Annotated in this window: 16 protein-coding genes; 8 read left to right on the top strand and 8 right to left on the bottom strand. The window is 59.7% G+C overall.

The window, feature by feature from the left end; translation table 11 throughout:
* Window positions 1–16: 16 nt before the first annotated feature.
* The 7 genes from ispC to rpsB form a co-directional block, all read right to left on the bottom strand.
* On the bottom strand, window positions 17–1,207 hold the full coding sequence (ispC, locus tag CGA21_RS16915; RefSeq protein ID WP_188264660.1) for a 1-deoxy-D-xylulose-5-phosphate reductoisomerase: 1,191 nt from the start codon (window positions 1,205–1,207) through the stop codon (window positions 17–19).
* Window positions 1,204–2,010, bottom strand: coding sequence for a phosphatidate cytidylyltransferase (locus tag CGA21_RS16910; RefSeq protein ID WP_110748693.1), 807 nt, complete (start codon window positions 2,008–2,010; stop codon window positions 1,204–1,206). Before CGA21_RS16910 ends, ispC begins: the two co-directional genes overlap by 4 nt.
* Window positions 2,010–2,765 (bottom strand): polyprenyl diphosphate synthase, encoded by a 756-nt coding sequence (uppS, locus tag CGA21_RS16905; protein WP_020799865.1) that lies wholly within the window; start codon window positions 2,763–2,765, stop codon window positions 2,010–2,012. Before uppS ends, CGA21_RS16910 begins: the two co-directional genes overlap by 1 nt.
* A gap of 13 nt (window positions 2,766–2,778) precedes the next feature.
* Window positions 2,779–3,336, bottom strand: a complete 558-nt coding sequence (gene frr, locus CGA21_RS16900; protein ID WP_008057309.1) for a ribosome recycling factor — start codon at window positions 3,334–3,336, stop codon at window positions 2,779–2,781.
* On the bottom strand, window positions 3,333–4,076 hold the full coding sequence (pyrH, locus tag CGA21_RS16895) for a UMP kinase (RefSeq protein WP_003222124.1): 744 nt from the start codon (window positions 4,074–4,076) through the stop codon (window positions 3,333–3,335). Before pyrH ends, frr begins: the two co-directional genes overlap by 4 nt.
* A 210-nt stretch (window positions 4,077–4,286) precedes the next feature.
* On the bottom strand, window positions 4,287–5,150 hold the full coding sequence (tsf, locus tag CGA21_RS16890) for a translation elongation factor Ts (RefSeq protein ID WP_008019553.1): 864 nt from the start codon (window positions 5,148–5,150) through the stop codon (window positions 4,287–4,289).
* A gap of 190 nt (window positions 5,151–5,340) precedes the next feature.
* Window positions 5,341–6,078 (bottom strand): 30S ribosomal protein S2, encoded by a 738-nt coding sequence (rpsB, locus tag CGA21_RS16885; RefSeq protein ID WP_008057307.1) that lies wholly within the window; start codon window positions 6,076–6,078, stop codon window positions 5,341–5,343.
* Between the two features lie 372 nt (window positions 6,079–6,450).
* On the opposite strand from rpsB, the gene map reads away from it, so the two are divergent.
* The 4 genes from map (at window position 6,451) to CGA21_RS16865 (ending at window position 12,226) form a co-directional block, all read left to right on the top strand.
* Window positions 6,451–7,233, top strand: a complete 783-nt coding sequence (gene map, locus CGA21_RS16880) for a type I methionyl aminopeptidase (protein ID WP_020799866.1) — start codon at window positions 6,451–6,453, stop codon at window positions 7,231–7,233.
* Between the two features lie 40 nt (window positions 7,234–7,273).
* Complete coding sequence (locus CGA21_RS16875) at window positions 7,274–9,976, top strand: [protein-PII] uridylyltransferase (RefSeq protein ID WP_188264659.1); 2,703 nt, start codon at window positions 7,274–7,276, stop codon at window positions 9,974–9,976.
* Between the two features lie 138 nt (window positions 9,977–10,114).
* The gene (dapC, locus tag CGA21_RS16870) at window positions 10,115–11,317 is read left to right on the top strand and encodes a succinyldiaminopimelate transaminase (RefSeq protein WP_188264658.1); all 1,203 of its coding nucleotides are present in this window, start codon (window positions 10,115–10,117) and stop codon (window positions 11,315–11,317) included.
* A gap of 156 nt (window positions 11,318–11,473) precedes the next feature.
* Window positions 11,474–12,226, top strand: coding sequence for a M12 family metallopeptidase (locus CGA21_RS16865; RefSeq protein ID WP_188264657.1), 753 nt, complete (start codon window positions 11,474–11,476; stop codon window positions 12,224–12,226).
* 25 nt (window positions 12,227–12,251) lie between these two features.
* Here the strand turns inward: CGA21_RS16865 and CGA21_RS16860 are convergent, their stop codons facing one another.
* Window positions 12,252–13,883, bottom strand: coding sequence for a Na+/H+ antiporter (locus CGA21_RS16860; RefSeq protein WP_188264656.1), 1,632 nt, complete (start codon window positions 13,881–13,883; stop codon window positions 12,252–12,254).
* A 202-nt stretch (window positions 13,884–14,085) separates the two neighbouring features.
* On the opposite strand from CGA21_RS16860, the gene CGA21_RS16855 reads away from it, so the two are divergent.
* The 4 genes from CGA21_RS16855 (at window position 14,086) to CGA21_RS16840 (ending at window position 17,263) form a co-directional block, all read left to right on the top strand.
* Window positions 14,086–14,448, top strand: a complete 363-nt coding sequence (locus CGA21_RS16855; protein ID WP_110748684.1) for an ArsC family reductase — start codon at window positions 14,086–14,088, stop codon at window positions 14,446–14,448.
* A gap of 32 nt (window positions 14,449–14,480) precedes the next feature.
* Entirely contained in the window at window positions 14,481–15,515 is a 1,035-nt protein-coding gene (dapD, locus tag CGA21_RS16850; protein WP_110748682.1) for a 2,3,4,5-tetrahydropyridine-2,6-dicarboxylate N-succinyltransferase, read from the top strand.
* 141 nt (window positions 15,516–15,656) lie between these two features.
* Window positions 15,657–16,862 carry an aminotransferase class V-fold PLP-dependent enzyme gene (locus CGA21_RS16845; protein ID WP_188264655.1) on the top strand — a complete coding sequence of 402 codons (1,206 nt, stop codon included), beginning with the start codon at window positions 15,657–15,659 and terminating at the stop codon, window positions 16,860–16,862.
* Window positions 16,859–17,263, top strand: a complete 405-nt coding sequence (locus CGA21_RS16840) for a SufE family protein (RefSeq protein ID WP_110748678.1) — start codon at window positions 16,859–16,861, stop codon at window positions 17,261–17,263. Before CGA21_RS16845 ends, CGA21_RS16840 begins: the two co-directional genes overlap by 4 nt.
* Window positions 17,264–17,410 lie beyond the last annotated feature (147 nt).

Raw genomic sequence — 17,410 nt, 5'->3', positions numbered from 1 at the left:
ATCCAGGCCTGCAATTTTACCGCCCGTGACGACTCAACCATTGTTCGGCCAGCACACGCGCCTTGGCGTCCGCCGTGAACACCGCATCAAGATCATTCACTACAACCACCGGCTCGAGATTGAGTACTTCCTCGATGATACTCGCGATTTCCAGGTAACGAACCCGTCCGTCGAGAAAGGCCGCGACAGCGACTTCATTTGCCGCATTCAACATCGCCGGAGCGCTGTTGCCCGCCTCGGCTGCCTGACGGGCCAGGCGCAGGCACGGGAATCGATCTTCGTCAGGCGCCTGGAAGTCCAGGCGCGCGACGGCAAACAGGTCCAGCGGCGGCACGCCTGAGTCAATTCGCTCAGGCCATGCCAGCGCATTGGCGATCGGGGTTCGCATGTCCGGATTACCCAACTGGGCCAATACCGAACCATCGATGTAGTCGACCAGCGAATGAATCACACTTTGGGGGTGAATCACCACTTCAACCTGGGACGGCTTGGCATCGAACAGCCAGCAGGCCTCGATCAATTCAAGCCCTTTATTCATCATGCTGGCCGAATCGACCGAGATCTTGCGCCCCATGGACCAATTAGGGTGCGCACAGGCCTGCTCGGGCGAAACATGCGCCAGCTCAGCCATGGGTGTCTGCCGGAACGGACCACCAGAGGCGGTCAGCAGGATGCGCCGCACGCCGACCGCATCCAGGCCACGGGCAATATCCCGGGGCATGCACTGGAAAATCGCGTTGTGCTCACTGTCGATCGGCAGCAATACCGATCCACTCTTGCGCACAGCCTGCATAAACAACGCGCCGGACATGACCAGCGCTTCCTTGTTGGCCAGGAGGATCTTCTTGCCAGCCTCAACGGCCGCCAGGGTCGGGCGCAAGCCCGCCGCGCCGACGATGGCCGCCATGACCGCATCGACTTCAGGGGCGGCAGCAACCTGACACAACCCCTCCTCCCCCACCAGAACCCGAGTGGACAGGCCCGCGGCGTGCAGATCATCCTGCAAACGGCGGGCAGCCGCAGCTTCAGGCACCACGGCAAACTGCGGGGCGTGACGCACACACAGCGCCAGCAGCTCGCTCAGGCGGCTGAAACCGCTCAAGGCGAAGACTTGATAGCGCCCAGGGTGGCGGGCGATGACATCCAGGGTGCTCAAGCCGATCGAGCCCGTGGCCCCCAGGACGGTAATCTGTTGAAGACGGCTCACGGCGCAGCCATCCACAACAGCACCGCGAACACCGGGATCGCCGCGGTCAGGCTGTCGATGCGGTCCAGCACGCCGCCGTGCCCGGGCAACAGATTACTGCTGTCCTTGATCCCGGACTGGCGCTTGAACATGCTTTCGGTGAGATCGCCCACCACCGAGACGAACACGATCAGCGCAGCGCCGATCAAGCCCTTGAACAATTGCGCCACTGTCCAGTCACGCACCAGGGCAACCAGGGTAGTGATCACCAGGCTCAGGGCCAGGCCACCATATACACCCTCCCAGCTCTTACCCGGGCTGACCTGCGGTGCCAGCTTGCGCTTGCCGAAAGCACGTCCCGAGAAGTAAGCACCGATATCGGCACCCCAGACCAGCACCATCACCGCCATGATCAGCCAGTTACCCAACGGGTATTGCTTGATGTGTACCAGGCCTTGCCAGGCCGGCAACAGGATCAACAGGCCGATCACCAGCTTGCAGGCAGCGCTCGCCCAATGTTCGCTGGAGCGCGGGTAGGTCAGCACCAGATAGGTCGCCACCGCCCACCAGAGCACCGAAGCACCCAACACCCATGGCGCGAGGCCAGGGAGGATGTACATGACAAACAGCATCAATGCGACCACGGCGGCATAGCCGGCACGAAACGCTTGAGCAGTGAAACCGGCCAGGCGCGCCCATTCCCAGGCACCCAGGGTCACGACCAGGCCGATGAACAGCGCAAAAGCGGAACCTTCCAGCAGAAAAAAACCACAGAGGGCAATCGGCAACAGGATCAGCGCGGTGATGATTCGTTGTTTAAGCATTAAACCCGGGCTCCAGCCTCGACCTGCTCGCTCGTTTTACCGAAGCGGCGCTGGCGAGATGCGAAATCGGCCAGCGCATTGCGCATGGCATCGTGTTTGAAGTCCGGCCAGAACAGGTCGGAAAAGTACAACTCGGCGTAGGCCAGTTGCCACAGCAGGAAGTTACTGATGCGATGTTCGCCACCGGTACGGATGCACAAGTCCGGCAACGGCAGGTCGCCTGTGGCCAGACAGGTTTGCAGCAGCTGCGGCGTGATGTCTTCCGGCCGCAGGTGCCCGGCCTGAACCTCACGCGCCAGGCGCTGTGCGGCTTGTGCGATATCCCACTGACCGCCGTAATTGGCGGCGATCTGCAGGACGAAGCGATTGGCGCCGGCCGTCATGGCCTCTGCTTCACGCATGGCAGCCTGGAGTTCCGGGTGGAAGCGCGAACGGTCGCCAATGATGCGCAAGCTGATGTTGTTGTCGTTGAGGCGCTTGGCCTCGCGACGCAATGCCTTGAAGAACAGATCCATCAAGGCACTGACTTCATCGGCTGGACGCTGCCAGTTCTCACTGGAGAAGGCGAACAAGGTCAACACCTCGACCCCCGCCTCGGCACACACCTCGATGACCGCGCGCACCGCATCCACACCCGCTTTATGCCCGGCGACACCCGGCATAAAGCGTTTTTTCGCCCAGCGATTATTACCATCCATGATGATCGCGACATGGCGCGGCACCGTGGACGGTGCAACCTGCTTGGTCTTTTCCATGAAAGCGCGAACCTTATACGGCCATCAGGTCTTTTTCTTTCTGCGCCAGGTTCGCGTCGATTTGAGCCACGTACTTCTTGGTCAGGTCATCGATTTCGCCAGTTGCGCGACGTTCTTCGTCTTCGCTGATTTCCTTTTCCTTGACCAGATCCTTGAGCTGGCTGTTGGCGTCGCGACGGATGTTGCGCACGGCAACCCGGGCATCCTCAGCCACGTCACGCGCCTGCTTGGTGAAGCCCTTGCGGGTTTCCTCGGTCAGGGCTGGCATGGAGATCAGCAGTAACTCACCCAGGTTGGTCGGGTTGAGGTTCAGGCCGGCACTGCCGATGGCCTTGTCGACGGCGCCCAGCATGTTGCGCTCAAAGGCAACGACTTGCAGGGTACGCGCGTCCTTGACGGTGATGTTCGCCACTTGCTTGATCGGGGTATCGGCACCGTAGTACGGAACCATCACACCTTCCAGGATGCTTGGATGCGCCTGGCCGGTACGGATACGACCGAAGTTGTGCGCCAGCGATTCCACCGACTTCTGCATGCGCTCTTGAGCGTCTTTCTTGATTTCGTTGATCATTGTTGGCCTTCCTCGATCAGGGTCCCTTCAGCGCCACCATGCACGATATTCAGCAGGGCGCCGGGCTTGTTCATATTAAATACGCGCAACGGCATCTTGTGGTCGCGGCACAGGCAAATGGCCGTCAGATCCATCACGCCCAGCTTGCGATCCAGTACTTCATCGTAGGTCAGATGATCGAACTTCTCGGCATGCGGGTCTTTGAATGGGTCAGCGGTGTAGACGCCATCGACCTTGGTTGCCTTGAGCACGACATCGGCGTCGATTTCAATTGCACGCAGGCAGGCAGCCGAATCCGTGGTGAAGAACGGGTTGCCGGTGCCGGCCGCGAAAATCACCACATCCTTGGAATTCAAGTGGCGCATGGCCTTGCGGCGATCGTAGTGATCGGTCACGCCAACCATGGAGATGGCCGACATCACGATGGCCGAGATATTGGCACGTTCCAGCGCGTCGCGCATGGCCAAGGCGTTCATCACAGTGGCCAGCATGCCCATGTGGTCGCCCGTGACCCGGTCCATGCCCGCCTTGCTCAGCGCTTCGCCGCGGAACAGGTTGCCGCCGCCGATCACCAGGCCAACCTGGACACCGATGCCGACCAGCTGGCCGACTTCCAGCGCCATGCGATCCAGAACTTTCGGATCGATCCCGAACTCTTCCGAGCCCATCAGGGCCTCGCCGCTAAGCTTGAGTAGAATGCGTTTATAGCGAGCCTGATAACCACTGCCCTGCTGAGCCATTGCGAATCTCTCCTGCGGCGTATTTTAAAAAATTCTTTGCGAGCTGTTTTCAGCTGGCGTTCACTCTAGCGTGGCGCTGCTTCAGCGCCATCGGAACATGGCTTTGTAAGCCAGTTCCAAACGGAAACCAATAAAAATTGGTTACCCATCTGAAAAGAGGCTGCGCGCGTGAGCGGGCAGCCTCTTCAGGGCGACAGTTAAAAAACTGTCTTATTGCTTGGCGGCAGCCAGCTGTGCGGCAACTTCTTCAGCGAAGTTGTCCACTGGCTTCTCGATGCCTTCGCCGACTTTGAAGTAGGTGAAGGAAACGATTTCAGCGCCAGCTTTCTTGGCCAGGGCACCCACGGTGAGCTCTGGGTTCATTACGAAAGCTTGCTCGACCAGGCTGGCTTCAGCCAGGAACTTGGTGATACGGCCAGCAATCATCTTCTCGACGATTTCAGCAGGCTTGCCTTTCATCTTGTCTTCGTTCAGCTGCAGGAATACAGCTTTCTCGCGCTCGATGGCTTCGGCAGAAACCTGCGATGGCAGCAGGAATTCAGGGTTGCTTGCCGCCACGTGCATGGCGATCTCTTTGGCCAGCTGAACATCGCCGCCCTTGAGAACAACAGCAACACCGATCTTGTTACCGTGCAGGTAAGTACCCACCACGTCACCTTCAACGCGAACCAGGCGACGGATGTTGACGTTTTCGCCAACTTTGGCCACCAGGGCTTCACGAGCCGATTCCTGAGCGGCGATCAGCGGAGCTGCGTCGGTCAGTTTTTCAGCGAAGGCTTTTTCTACGCTGGCAGCCACGAAGTTCTTGAAGTCGTCTTGCAGGGCCAGGAAGTCGGTCTGCGAGTTCACTTCCAGCAGTACGGCGGACTTGTCGTCGGCCTTGATGGCGATTGCGCCTTCAGCGGCAACGTTGCCCGCTTTCTTGGCAGCCTTGATGGCGCCCGAAGCACGCATGTCATCAATGGCTTTCTCGATGTCGCCGCCGGCCTTGGTCAAGGCCTTTTTGCAATCCATCATGCCTTCGCCGGTACGCTCGCGCAGTTCTTTGACCAACGCTGCAGTAATCTCTGCCATTTCAAAATTCCTCTTGGATAGGTTATCAACCATTCCACCCGATCGAACGGGCGTTCAATTCTTCCCGAACCACCCTTGTTAGCTGCCGCACGTTACAGATAGAACAGTGGGCGCCGACAAACGGTTTTCGAGGTGGCAAAAAGGGGGCCAAGCCCCCTTTTTGCTTACTGAGTCAACGCCAGGGCGTCAATTACTCAGCTGCAGCTGCCGGAGCTTCTTCAACGAAAACTTCGGTGCCGCCAGCAACGTTGTTGCGACCACGGATAACAGCGTCAGCCATCGAACCCATGTACAGCTGGATAGCGCGGATTGCGTCATCGTTGCCTGGGATGATGTAGTCAACGCCTTCCGGGCTGCTGTTGGTATCGACTACGCCGATAACCGGGATGCCCAGCTTGTTGGCTTCGGTGATCGCGATGCGCTCGTGATCAACGTCGATAACGAACAGAGCGTCTGGCAGACCGCCCATGTCCTTGATACCACCCAGGGAACGATCCAGCTTTTCCAGGTCACGGGAGCGCATCAGCGCTTCTTTCTTGGTCAGCTTGGCGAAAGTACCGTCTTCGGCTTGTACTTCAAGGTCACGCAGACGCTTGATGGAAGCACGGATGGTTTTGAAGTTGGTCAGCATGCCGCCCAACCAGCGGTGATCGACGTACGGCGAACCGCAACGTGCTGCTTCTTCAGCAACGATCTTGCCAGCGGAACGCTTGGTGCCGACGAACAGAATCTTGTTTTTGCCCTGGGCCAGACGCTCTACGAAAGTCAGAGCTTCGTTGAACATTGGCAGGGTTTTTTCAAGGTTGATAATGTGGATCTTGTTACGCGCGCCGAAAATGTATTTACCCATTTTCGGGTTCCAGTAACGGGTCTGGTGACCGAAGTGCACACCGGCCTTCAGCATATCGCGCATGTTGACTTGGGACATGATAGTTCCTTAATAAGTCGGGTTTGGCCTCCACGTATCCCAATGACCAACCACCAGCATTTCGCTTGCGGCACCCAGGTCATCGTGTCGACACGTGTGTGGATTTAAGCTTTTCGGGGCATCCCCGGAAAGCGGCGCATTTTATATCACAAGGCAGGAAAAAACGGAACCCGGATTCTGAAATCGAGGCGAATGCACAACACCATCCCTTGGAATCGGCCCAGAATGCACCATTCTATAGAGAGAAGCGATCTACAGAGCCGCGGATTCGCGTTGATCGTCTGTTAGAATCGCGTTTTTCAGGGCTGCGAAGATCGATCGCGCAACGCCCTTTTCGTCTGGAAAGCGCCATCGAGCGTAGAGAGAGCCTGTATGACCGTCACCCTCAAAACCCCAGAGGACATCGCTGGCATGCGTGTCGCCGGCAAACTGGCCGCCGACGTGCTGGAAATGATTGCCGAATATGTCAAACCGGGCGTCACCACCGATCAACTGAACCAGATCTGTCACGACTATATCGTCAACGAGCAGAAGGCCATCCCTGCCCCGCTGAACTACAAGGGCTACCCGAAGTCGATCTGCACCTCGATCAACCATGTGGTCTGCCACGGCATCCCGAACGACAAGCCGCTCAAGGATGGCGACACCCTGAACATCGACGTCACGGTCATCAAGGACGGCTACCACGGCGACACCAGCCGTATGTTCCACGTCGGCAACGTGCCGGTCTGGGCTGAGCGCCTGTCGCAAGTGACCCAGGAATGCATGTACAAGGCGATTGAAATCGTCAAGCCAGGGTGCCGCCTGGGCGACATCGGTGAAATCATCCAGAAGCACGCCGAGAAAAACGGCTTTTCGGTGGTTCGTGAGTTCTGCGGCCACGGCATCGGCAAGGTGTTCCATGAAGAGCCGCAGATCCTGCACTACGGCCGTGCCGGTACCGGCATGGAACTGAAGGCTGGCATGACCTTCACCATCGAGCCAATGATCAACCAGGGCCGCGCCGACACCAAGGTGCTGGGCGATGGCTGGACCGCGATCACCAAGGACCGCAAGCTGTCGGCACAGTGGGAACACACCTTGCTGGTAACCGAAACCGGCTACGAGATCTTCACCCTGCGCAGCGATGACACCATCCCTCGCGTTTCGGCCTGATCCCGTCACCGTATCCAGCCTATAGAAAGGAAAGCAATCGATGCCACAGGTGGATCCAGAACTCTTCGATCGCGGCCAGTTCCAGGCTGAACTGGCCCTGAAGGCCAGCCCGATCCCGGCCTTCAAGAAGGCGATCCGCCAGGCTCGCGAGGTGCTCGACGGGCGCTTTCGCAGTGGCCGGGAGATTCGCCGCTTGATCGAGGACCGTGCCTGGTTCGTCGATAACATCCTGCAAAAGGCCTGGGAGCAATTCAGCTGGAGCGAAGACGCCGACATCGCGCTGGTCGCGGTCGGCGGCTACGGTCGTGGCGAATTGCATCCTTATTCCGATATCGACCTGCTGATCCTGCTGGACAGTGCGGACCACGAAGTTTTCCGCGAGCCCATCGAGCGCTTCCTGACCCTGCTGTGGGACATTGGCCTGGAAGTCGGCCAGAGCGTGCGCTCGGTTGACGAGTGCGCCGTCGAGGCCCGCGCTGACCTCACGGTTGTCACCAACCTGATGGAAAGCCGCACCATCTGCGGTCCCGAACACCTGCGCCAGCGCATGCTGGACGTCACCAGCACCGCACACATGTGGCCGAGCAAGGAGTTTTTCCTGGCCAAGCGCGCCGAGCAGAAAGCCCGTCACCACAAGTACAACGACACCGAGTACAACCTGGAACCCAACGTCAAGGGCTCCCCCGGCGGACTGCGGGATATCCAGACGATTCTCTGGGTGGCCCGTCGCGAGTACGGCACCCTGAACCTGCGGGCACTGGCCGGCGAAGGTTTTCTGGTCGAAAGCGAAAACGCCCTGCTGGCCTCCTCCCAGGAGTTCCTGTGGAAGGTGCGTTATGCCCTGCACATGCTCGCCGGACGCTCCGAAGACCGCCTGCTGTTCGATCACCAACGCACCATTGCCGGGCTGCTGGGATTTGAAGGGGACGACGCCAAGCAAGCCGTCGAGAACTTCATGCAGCAGTATTTCCGCGTGGTCATGAGCATTGCCCAGCTCAGCGACCTGATCATCCAGCACTTCGAGGAAGTCATCCTCGCCCCGGAGGATGCGGCACCGCCACAACCGGTCAACTCACGATTCCAGTTGCACGACGGCTACATCGAGGCGCGTAACGACAATGTGTTCCGCCGCACCCCGTTCGCCATGCTCGAAATCTTCGTGCTGATGGCCCAGCAACCGGAAATCAAGGGCGTGCGCGCCGATACCATTCGCCTGCTACGCGAGAATCGGCACCTGATCAACGACGACTTCCGCAACGACATACGCAACACCAGCCTGTTCATCGAGCTGTTCAAATGCAAGATCGGCATCCACCGCAACCTGCGCCGGATGAACCGCTACGGCATTCTCGGACGTTATCTGCCGGAATTCGGTTTCATCGTCGGCCAGATGCAGCACGACCTGTTCCACATCTATACGGTTGACGCCCACACCCTGAACCTGATCAAGCACCTGCGTAAATTGCAGTACACCCAGGTTTCGGAAAAATTCCCGTTGGCCAGCAAGCTCATGGCCAAGCTGCCCAAGCCTGAACTGATCTACCTCGCCGGTCTGTACCACGACATCGGCAAGGGCCGGCATGGCGATCACTCGGACATCGGCGCGGTGGACGCCGAGGCCTTCTGCCAGCGCCATCAGCTGCCGGTGTGGGACAGCCGCCTGATCGTCTGGCTGGTGCAAAACCATCTGATGATGTCGACCACGGCCCAGCGCAAGGATTTGTCCGATCCACAGGTGATCCATGATTTCGCCCAGACAGTGGGCGATGAAACACGCCTCGACTACCTGTACGTGCTGACGGTCGCCGACATCAACGCCACCAACCCGACCCTGTGGAACTCCTGGCGGGCCAGCCTGCTGCGCCAGCTCTACACCGAAACCAAGCGCGCCCTGCGTCGCGGCCTGGAAAACCCCGTGGACCGCGAAGAACAGATCCGCCAGACCCAGAGCGCCGCCCTGGACATCCTGGTGCGCGGCGGTACCGACCCGGACGACGTCGAGCAGTTGTGGGCGCAACTGGGGGACGACTATTTCCTGCGCCACACCGCCAGCGACGTCGCCTGGCACAGCGATGCGATCCTCCAGCAGCCGGCCGACGGCGGGCCGCTGGTACTGATCAAGGAAACCACTCAACGCGAGTTCGAGGGCGGCACGCAAATCTTCATCTACGCACCGGACCAGCACGATTTCTTCGCCGTGACCGTGGCCGCGATGGACCAGCTCAACCTGAACATCCATGACGCCCGGGTCATCACCTCCAGCAGCCAGTTCACCCTCGACACCTATATAGTGCTCGATACCGATGGCGACTCGATCGGTGATAATCCGGCACGGGTCAAGCAGATCCGTGACGGCCTGACCGAAGCCCTGCGCAATCCGGACAATTACCCGACCATCATCCAGCGCCGAGTGCCGCGCCAGCTCAAGCATTTTGCCTTCGCACCACAGGTGACGATCCACAACGACGCCCAGCGCCCGGTGACCGTACTGGAACTGACTGCCCCTGATCGCCCTGGCCTGCTGGCACGGGTCGGCACGATCTTCCTGGAGTTCGACCTGTCGCTGCAGAACGCCAAGATCGCCACCCTCGGGGAGCGTGTGGAAGACGTGTTCTTCATCACCGACGCGAACAACCAACCGTTGTCCGACCCGTTGCTGTGCAGTCGCTTGCAGGATGCAATCGTCGAACAGTTGAGCGTCAACCAGGAACCCGATATCAAACTGTCGCGCATCAGCATTTGAATTAAGTATCTCCCCTCTGTAGGAGCCGGCTTGCTGGCGATGGCATCACCTCGGTATGCCAGCTGAATCGCGGTGATGCCATCGCCAGCAAGCCGGTTCCTACGTAGTGCAGGTCTTCACATTGAACGAGATCCATCGATGAACAACGCTCTGACCCAGCTCCAGCCCTACCCGTTCGAGAAGCTCCGCGCCCTGCTCGGCAGCGTCACGCCAAACCCGGACAAACGCCCTATCGCGCTGTCGATCGGCGAACCGAAACACCGCTCGCCAAGCTTTGTCGCCGAAGCCCTGGCCAGCAACCTGGATCAGATGGCCGTGTACCCGACCACCCTCGGCATCCCGGCCCTGCGTGAAGCCATCGCCGCCTGGTGCGAGCGCCGCTTCAACGTACCGAGCGGCTGGATCGACCCGGCGCGCAACGTGCTGCCGGTCAACGGCACCCGTGAAGCGCTGTTCGCCTTCACTCAGACCGTGGTCAACCGTTGCGACGACGCGCTGGTGGTCAGCCCAAATCCGTTCTATCAGATCTACGAAGGCGCCGCGTTCCTCGCCGGGGCCAAGCCGCACTACCTGCCGTGCCTGGACGAAAATGGCTTCAACCCGGATTTCGATGCCGTTTCGCCGGACATCTGGCAACGCTGCCAGATCCTGTTCCTGTGCTCGCCGGGTAACCCGACAGGCGCGCTGATCCCGGTCGAGACCTTGAAAAAGCTGATCGCCCTGGCTGACGAATACGACTTCGTGATCGCCGCGGACGAGTGCTACAGCGAGCTGTATTTCGACGAACAGACGCCGCCACCTGGCCTGCTCAGCGCTTGCGTGGAACTGGGCCGCAAGGATTTCAAGCGCTGCGTGGTATTCCACAGCCTGTCCAAGCGCTCCAACCTGCCAGGCCTGCGTTCGGGCTTCGTGGCCGGTGACGCTGACGTCCTCAAGGGCTTTCTGCTCTATCGCACCTATCACGGCTGCGCGATGCCGGTTCAAACCCAACTGGCCAGCGTTGCCGCGTGGAACGACGAAGTGCATGTGCGCGCCAACCGTGCGCTGTATCGCGAGAAGTACGACGCGGTGCTGAAAATCCTCAGCCCGGTGATGGACGTGCAACGCCCGGACGGTGGTTTTTACCTTTGGCCGAATGTGGCCGGTGACGACGCGGCCTTCTGCCGCGACCTGTTCGAGCAGGAGCATGTGACCGTGGTGCCAGGTTCATATCTGTCCCGCGAGGTGGATGGCGTCAATCCGGGTGCCGGGCGTGTGCGCATGGCGTTGGTTGCGCCGTTGGCCGAGTGTGTAGAAGCCGCGGAGCGAATTCGAAACTTCATTGACGCACGCAGAAGCTGACAATGAGCTTTCCCTGTACCGTGCAACGCGGTGCAGGGAACTTAAACACTGTGCACTCAATAATACGCGCAACAAACTGAACAACTACCCACCTCGACAACCACCTGCCAACCTTTTACTTTGAGGACTCATTAACAAACAACTAAGTGCAACCACATGAATCAACTTAAATACTGTAAACCCATCACAGCTCCCGACCCCCTCGAATCTTATCAGGCGGCCATTAATGAAAACCCCAGTAATGGAGCAAGTCCGGGCAATCGCAAAAAACGCAGCATCAGCGAGCACACTAAATATTGGCTACCCGGCAGAACCCTGAAGATTCTGGTTTTCGAATATAACGAGCATTCTTTTGCCGCCGTAAAAAATGGCGCAAGCAAATGGCTACCGTATATCAATCTCAAATTCGAATTCATTGAAATGGATGAGCAGGATATTTTTGCCTCGGATGAACGCCTGGGTGATATCCGTGTCGATTTTCAACACTCGTTCGACAATAGCGGAAGTTCAAGACTCGGCACCGACGCCCTTACCGGTGCCCACGACCTTCCGTCCATGACACTCGGCACCAACTTTGACTCACCCTACTTCGAATCCACGGTCATACATGAGTTTGGGCATGCACTCGGCCTGCACCATGAACATCAACATCCAGATGCCGGAATACCCTGGGACCGAGAAAAAACATATATTCACATGGCTCACAACCATAAACTTTCAAGGGCTGAAGTTGATGCCAACGTTTTCCCCTTGGAGCGCAGCGCCTTTCGGACTTACACACCCTATGACCGCCAATCAGTGATGCATTATCACGTACTCAACGAACTTACCGTGGGCGACTGGCATCAACCTGCAAACTTGAATATCAGCGAAGGCGACATCGCAGCCGTGCGCAGGATTTACCCATAACCGCGCCGGCTGCGACAATACAACCTTACTTTACCACGCCAAGCTGAGCCTCACTCAAGTCCAACTCACCCAATACTTCCCGCAATACGTCATCGGCGATCTGGTGATGACGACTGAGGCTATACAACTCCAAGCGCTGCGCTCGCAGCGCCTTTAATCGCAGGCGCCGTTCCAGCAAGTCCATCTGCAAGGCCAGAGCCTGTGCTTCTGCCGAATCGTTGAATATCTCCAGTTGCTGGCGGTACTCGGCCATGATCCGCGCCTTGAGCTCTGCGGCCAGCGCTGCCTGCGCCGCATCCTGGGGGCTGGCCTCTTCAGTTTCCAAGGCATGAATGGCCGCCTCGGCAGTTTTACGCCAGGCATCGCGCACTTCATTGCGACGTTTGTCGTCGGAGCTTTTCTCAATACCGCGCAGTAACAATGGCAAAGCGATGCAGGCGGCGATCAGCGACAACAGGATCACTCCGGCGGCGATGAAAATCAGCAGATCGCGCTCCGGGAACGCCACCGCTCCCATCAGCAGCGGCACCGACATCACACCCGCCAGCGTCACTGCTCCGCGTACGCCACCGACAGTGAGCAACCAGCAGGACCGCGTGATCGGTACCTGGGTCATTTCGCCCTTGCCGCGCAGGCGCCGCAGAACGATCGACGCCCGCCAGATGCTCTGCACCCAGACGAAACGCAATGCCAACAGCACCAGGAAAATCGCCACGACATCGAAGCAGCGATACAGCAAGGTCGGCCACAGCGAGGTTTCCTGGCTGGCCACCGCCTTGACGATGTCCGGCAGTTGCAAGCCCAGCAGCAGAAAGATCAGCCCATTGAAGGCGAACTCCAGCAACGACCAGACGCTGCGATTGAGCAGGCGCGTATTGGTCTGGCGCGGCAGCAGATCGAGCCAGCTCTGCATCATTCCCGCCGCCACCGCCGACAGAATGCCCGACGCACCCACGCGCTCGGCGAGCACGTACGCGGCAAACGGCAGCAACAACATGAAGACGACGTGGGTGGCCGGGTCATCCCAGCCACGGGCAATCATCCATGCCCGCAAACGCCCCACCAACCAACTCAAGGCCACACCGACAGCCAGGCCACCGAGGGCGACCATCACGAACGTCAGGCTGGCAGTGGCCAGGGAGAATGCGCCAGTCACCGCCGCCACCAGGGCAAACTTGAATGTCACCAGGCCCGAGGCATCGTTCATCAGCGCCTCGCCCTGCAGCATGTGCATCAAGGGCGTCGGCAAACGGTTCTGCGAGATCGCCGAGACCGCCACGGCGTCGGTCGGCGACAGCACTGCCGCCAGCGCAAACGCGACTGGCAACGGTATGCTCGGTAGCAGCCAGTGGATGAAATAACCCGCACCGACCACGGTAAACAACACCAACCCCACGGCCAGGGTCAGGATCGGTCCACGCAGATGCCACAATGCACGCTTGGGCATGCGCCAACCGTCGGAAAACAGCAACGGTGGCAGGAACAGGAACAGAAACAATTCAGGGTCCAATGCCACATGCAGGCCCAGGGTCGGCCAGGCGAGCAAGGCACCCGCGGCAATTTGCACCAGTGGCAGCGGCAGCGGGATCACCCGCCCGAGCAAGCGCGAAACGCCCACCAGCATCAACAGGATCAGGACGGTGTAGGCGGTTTGCATAAAACGTGGTTCCCGGACAATCGACAGCATCGAAGTGCCATATTAGCCGCTTAGACTGTGCACTGCCCCTTGCACCAACGTCGCACGCGGTCGGCCCAGGCACCGTTTCCCCTGTCGGAGCGAGCCTGCACCCACAGGATTGGCGCATCCATGGCATAATCCCAGACCTTTTATTTCCGGCACCTGTAAAGGGGGCGATTCCTTGACCGTTTCAAGTAAAACGTTGCACCTTTTCGGCATCAAGGCGTGCGACACCATGAAAAAGGCGCGCACCTGGCTTGATGAACACGCTGTCAGCTATGACTTCCATGATTACAAAGCGATCGGTATCGATCGTGAACACCTGACCCAATGGTGCAACGAGCACGGCTGGGAAGTGGTGTTAAACCGTGCAGGCACGACCTTTCGCAAGCTCGACGACGAACGCAAAGCCGATCTCGACCAGTCGAAAGCCATCGAACTGATGCTCGCACAACCTTCGATGATCAAGCGCCCGGTGCTCGATCTCGGTGACCGAACCCTGATTGGCTTCAAGCCAGATATCTACGCGGCCGCGCTCAAGTAAGCAGCCCGTTTCAATTTGCTAGAGGTATCAACATGTCCACTACCCTGTTCAGCCTGGCCTTTGGTGTCGGCACTCAAAACCGTCAAGGCGCCTGGCTGGAAGTGTTCTACGCACAGCCATTGCTCAACCCGTCTGCAGAACTGGTCGCTGCCATTGCGCCGATCCTGGGCTACACCGAAGGCAACCAGGCCATCACCTTCACCACCGCGCAAGCTTCGCAACTGGCTGAAGCCGTGAAAGGGGTCGACGCTGCCCAGGCCGCCCTGCTGACCCGCCTGGCCGAGAGCCACAAGCCGCTGGTCGCCACTGTCCTGGCCGAAGACGCACAACTGACCTCCACGCCTGAGGCCTACCTCAAGCTGCACCTGCTGTCCCATCGCCTGGTCAAGCCACACGGCCTGAACCTGGCTGGCGTGTTCCCGCTGCTGCCAAACGTAGCCTGGACCAGCCAGGGCGCCATCGACCTGTCCGAACTGGCCGAGCATCAACTCGAAGCCCGCCTGCGCGGCGAGCTGCTGGAAGTGTTCTCGGTGGACAAGTTCCCGAAAATGACCGACTACGTCGTACCGGCCGGCGTGCGTATCGCTGACGCCGCGCGCCTGCGCCTGGGCGCCTACGTGGGCGAAGGCACCACCGTCATGCACGAAGGCTTCATCAACTTCAACGCCGGCACCGAAGGCCCGGGCATGATCGAAGGCCGCGTCTCCGCTGGCGTATTCGTCGGCAAGGGTTCGGACCTGGGCGGCGGCTGCTCGACCATGGGCACCCTCTCGGGCGGCGGCAACATCGTGATCAAGGTTGGCGAAGGCTGCCTGATCGGCGCCAACGCCGGTATCGGCATCCCGTTGGGCGATCGCAACACCGTTGAGTCTGGCCTTTACGTGACTGCCGGCACCAAGGTGGCGCTACTGGACGAGAACAACGAACTGGTGAAAGTTGTGAAGGCCCGTGAGCTGGCCGGCCAGACCGACCTGCTGTTCCGTCGCAATTCGCAAACCGGTGCCGTGGAGTGCAAAACCCACAAATCGGCGATCGAATTGAACGAAGCGCTGCACGCTCACAACTAAGCGTCAGTCGATCCCTGCAGGAGCGAGCATGCTCGCGATGAACGTCAACGATAACGCGGGGCACCCGACACCCCGTGTCGTCCAGGCGTCCATCGCGAGCATGCTCGCTCCTACAGGGGTCAGGCGTAAAGGCCGAACACCATGATGATTCTCTCCCCCTGGCGCGCCGACTTTCCGGCCATCGCCGCCCTTCACCGGCAAGGCCAGACCTATCTGGACAACGCCGCCACCACGCAAAAACCGCAAGCCCTGCTCGATGCGCTGGCACATTACTACACCAACGGCGCGGCCAACGTGCATCGGGCACAACACTTGCCCGGCGCCCATGCGACCCAAGCGTTCGAGGACAGTCGGCGCAAAGCCGCGCAATGGCTCAATGCCGGCGACAGCGGGCAAATCATCTTCACGCATGGCGCGACGTCCGCGCTGAACCTCCTGGCCTATGGCCTGGAGCATCTTTTCAATCCAGGCGATGAGATTGTCATCAGCGCCCTGGAACATCACGCCAACCTGCTGCCGTGGCAGCAACTGGCACAGCGCCGCGAGCTGAACCTGGTGATCCTGCCACTGGACGCCGACGGTGTGATCGACCTTGACGCTGCCGGACGGTTGATCGGCCCACGCACGCGGCTGCTGGCTGTCAGCCAGTTGTCCAACGTCATCGGCGCCTGGCAACCCCTGCCCGCGCTGCTGGCGCTGGCCAAGGCGCAAAACGCCTTGACCGTGATCGACGGCGCCCAGGGCGTGGTCCATGGCCGGCATGACGTGCAAACGCTGGGGTGCGACTTCTATGTATTTTCCAGCCATAAGCTCTATGGCCCCGATGGCCTGGGCGTGTTGTTTGGGCGCCATGAAGCGCTGCAACAGCTACGCCCCTGGCAGTTCGGCGGCGAAATGGTCCTGGACGCCAACTATCACGACGCGCGCTTTCGCCCTGCGCCACTGGGATTCGAAGCCGGCACGCCGCCGATTTCCAGCGTCATTGGGCTGGGGGCAAGCCTGGATTACCTTGCCGGGCTCGATCAGCACGCCGTTTGCGCCCATGAATCGGCCCTGCATGACTATCTGCTCAATGGACTCGCTGCGCGTAACGGCATCCGCCTGTTGGGCAAGCCGCAAGTGGCACTGGCGAGCTTCACCATCGAAGGTGTACATAACTCGGATCTGGCGCACCTTCTGACCGAACAGGGCATTGCGGTCCGCGCCGGTCATCACTGCGCCATGCCGCTGCTCAAAAGCCTGCACCTGGCCGGAGCGATTCGGGTGTCGTTGGCGCTGTACAACGACTCCGAAGACCTGGAACGGTTCTTTGAAGCGCTGGATCAAGCACTGGAGTTATTGCGATGAGCCTTCCCGCTGAAGCCGTGGACGCGCTGCAAGCCTTTCAAGATCTGCCGGGCTGGGAACAACGGGCGCGCCTGCTGATGCAGTGGGGCGAGCGCCTGCCCGTACTGAGCGAAGTAGAAATGTGTGACACCAACCGGGTGCACGGCTGCGAAAGCCAGGTATGGCTGGTGGGCGAACTGAAGGATGGCCACTGGCTGTTCAGGGCCAACAGTGATGCACGGTTGATTCGCGGGTTGGTGGCGTTGCTGCTGGCGCGGGTCAACGGGTTGTCGGCGGCTGAGTTGCGCCAGGTGGATTTGGCGGACTGGTTCAATCAGCTGGGACTGGCTCGGCAGTTGTCGCAGTCCCGAAGCAATGGCTTGAATGCGGTTTTACAACGGATGCGTGAACTCGCCGCCTGACTGATCGTTCCCACGCTCTGCGTCACTAGTGTCCGGTAAACATGTTTCATAGCTGAAGGCTGCCTTGGGCAGCCTTCAGCTTTTCTCGCTCCTGCCTTCGTCGATCCCTCAGTTCTGGAGTAGCGGGCCGTTCGTGCAGGACGTGAG

Origin of the sequence: Pseudomonas sp. PSB11 (assembly GCF_014596605.1) — a bacterium.
In the GTDB taxonomy this organism is placed as follows: Bacteria; Pseudomonadota; Gammaproteobacteria; order Pseudomonadales; family Pseudomonadaceae; genus Aquipseudomonas; species Aquipseudomonas umsongensis.
Note: the sequence above shows the minus strand (reverse complement) of the source record. Positions and strands in the feature narration are given on the sequence as shown.

Coding starts and splice junctions, on each gene's coding strand:
- CGA21_RS16875 (WP_188264659.1), top strand. CDS start 7,274: ATGCCACAGGTGGATCCAGAACTCTTCGATCGCGGCCAGTTCCAGGCT.
- pyrH (WP_003222124.1), bottom strand. CDS start 4,076: ATGGCTCAGCAGGGCAGTGGTTATCAGGCTCGCTATAAACGCATTCTA.
- CGA21_RS16865 (WP_188264657.1), top strand. CDS start 11,474: ATGAATCAACTTAAATACTGTAAACCCATCACAGCTCCCGACCCCCTC.
- tsf (WP_008019553.1), bottom strand. CDS start 5,150: ATGGCAGAGATTACTGCAGCGTTGGTCAAAGAACTGCGCGAGCGTACC.
- dapD (WP_110748682.1), top strand. CDS start 14,481: ATGTCCACTACCCTGTTCAGCCTGGCCTTTGGTGTCGGCACTCAAAAC.
- uppS (WP_020799865.1), bottom strand. CDS start 2,765: ATGGAAAAGACCAAGCAGGTTGCACCGTCCACGGTGCCGCGCCATGTC.
- rpsB (WP_008057307.1), bottom strand. CDS start 6,078: ATGTCCCAAGTCAACATGCGCGATATGCTGAAGGCCGGTGTGCACTTC.
- frr (WP_008057309.1), bottom strand. CDS start 3,336: ATGATCAACGAAATCAAGAAAGACGCTCAAGAGCGCATGCAGAAGTCG.
- dapC (WP_188264658.1), top strand. CDS start 10,115: ATGAACAACGCTCTGACCCAGCTCCAGCCCTACCCGTTCGAGAAGCTC.
- CGA21_RS16845 (WP_188264655.1), top strand. CDS start 15,657: ATGATGATTCTCTCCCCCTGGCGCGCCGACTTTCCGGCCATCGCCGCC.
- CGA21_RS16860 (WP_188264656.1), bottom strand. CDS start 13,883: ATGCAAACCGCCTACACCGTCCTGATCCTGTTGATGCTGGTGGGCGTT.
- map (WP_020799866.1), top strand. CDS start 6,451: ATGACCGTCACCCTCAAAACCCCAGAGGACATCGCTGGCATGCGTGTC.
- CGA21_RS16840 (WP_110748678.1), top strand. CDS start 16,859: ATGAGCCTTCCCGCTGAAGCCGTGGACGCGCTGCAAGCCTTTCAAGAT.
- CGA21_RS16910 (WP_110748693.1), bottom strand. CDS start 2,010: ATGCTTAAACAACGAATCATCACCGCGCTGATCCTGTTGCCGATTGCC.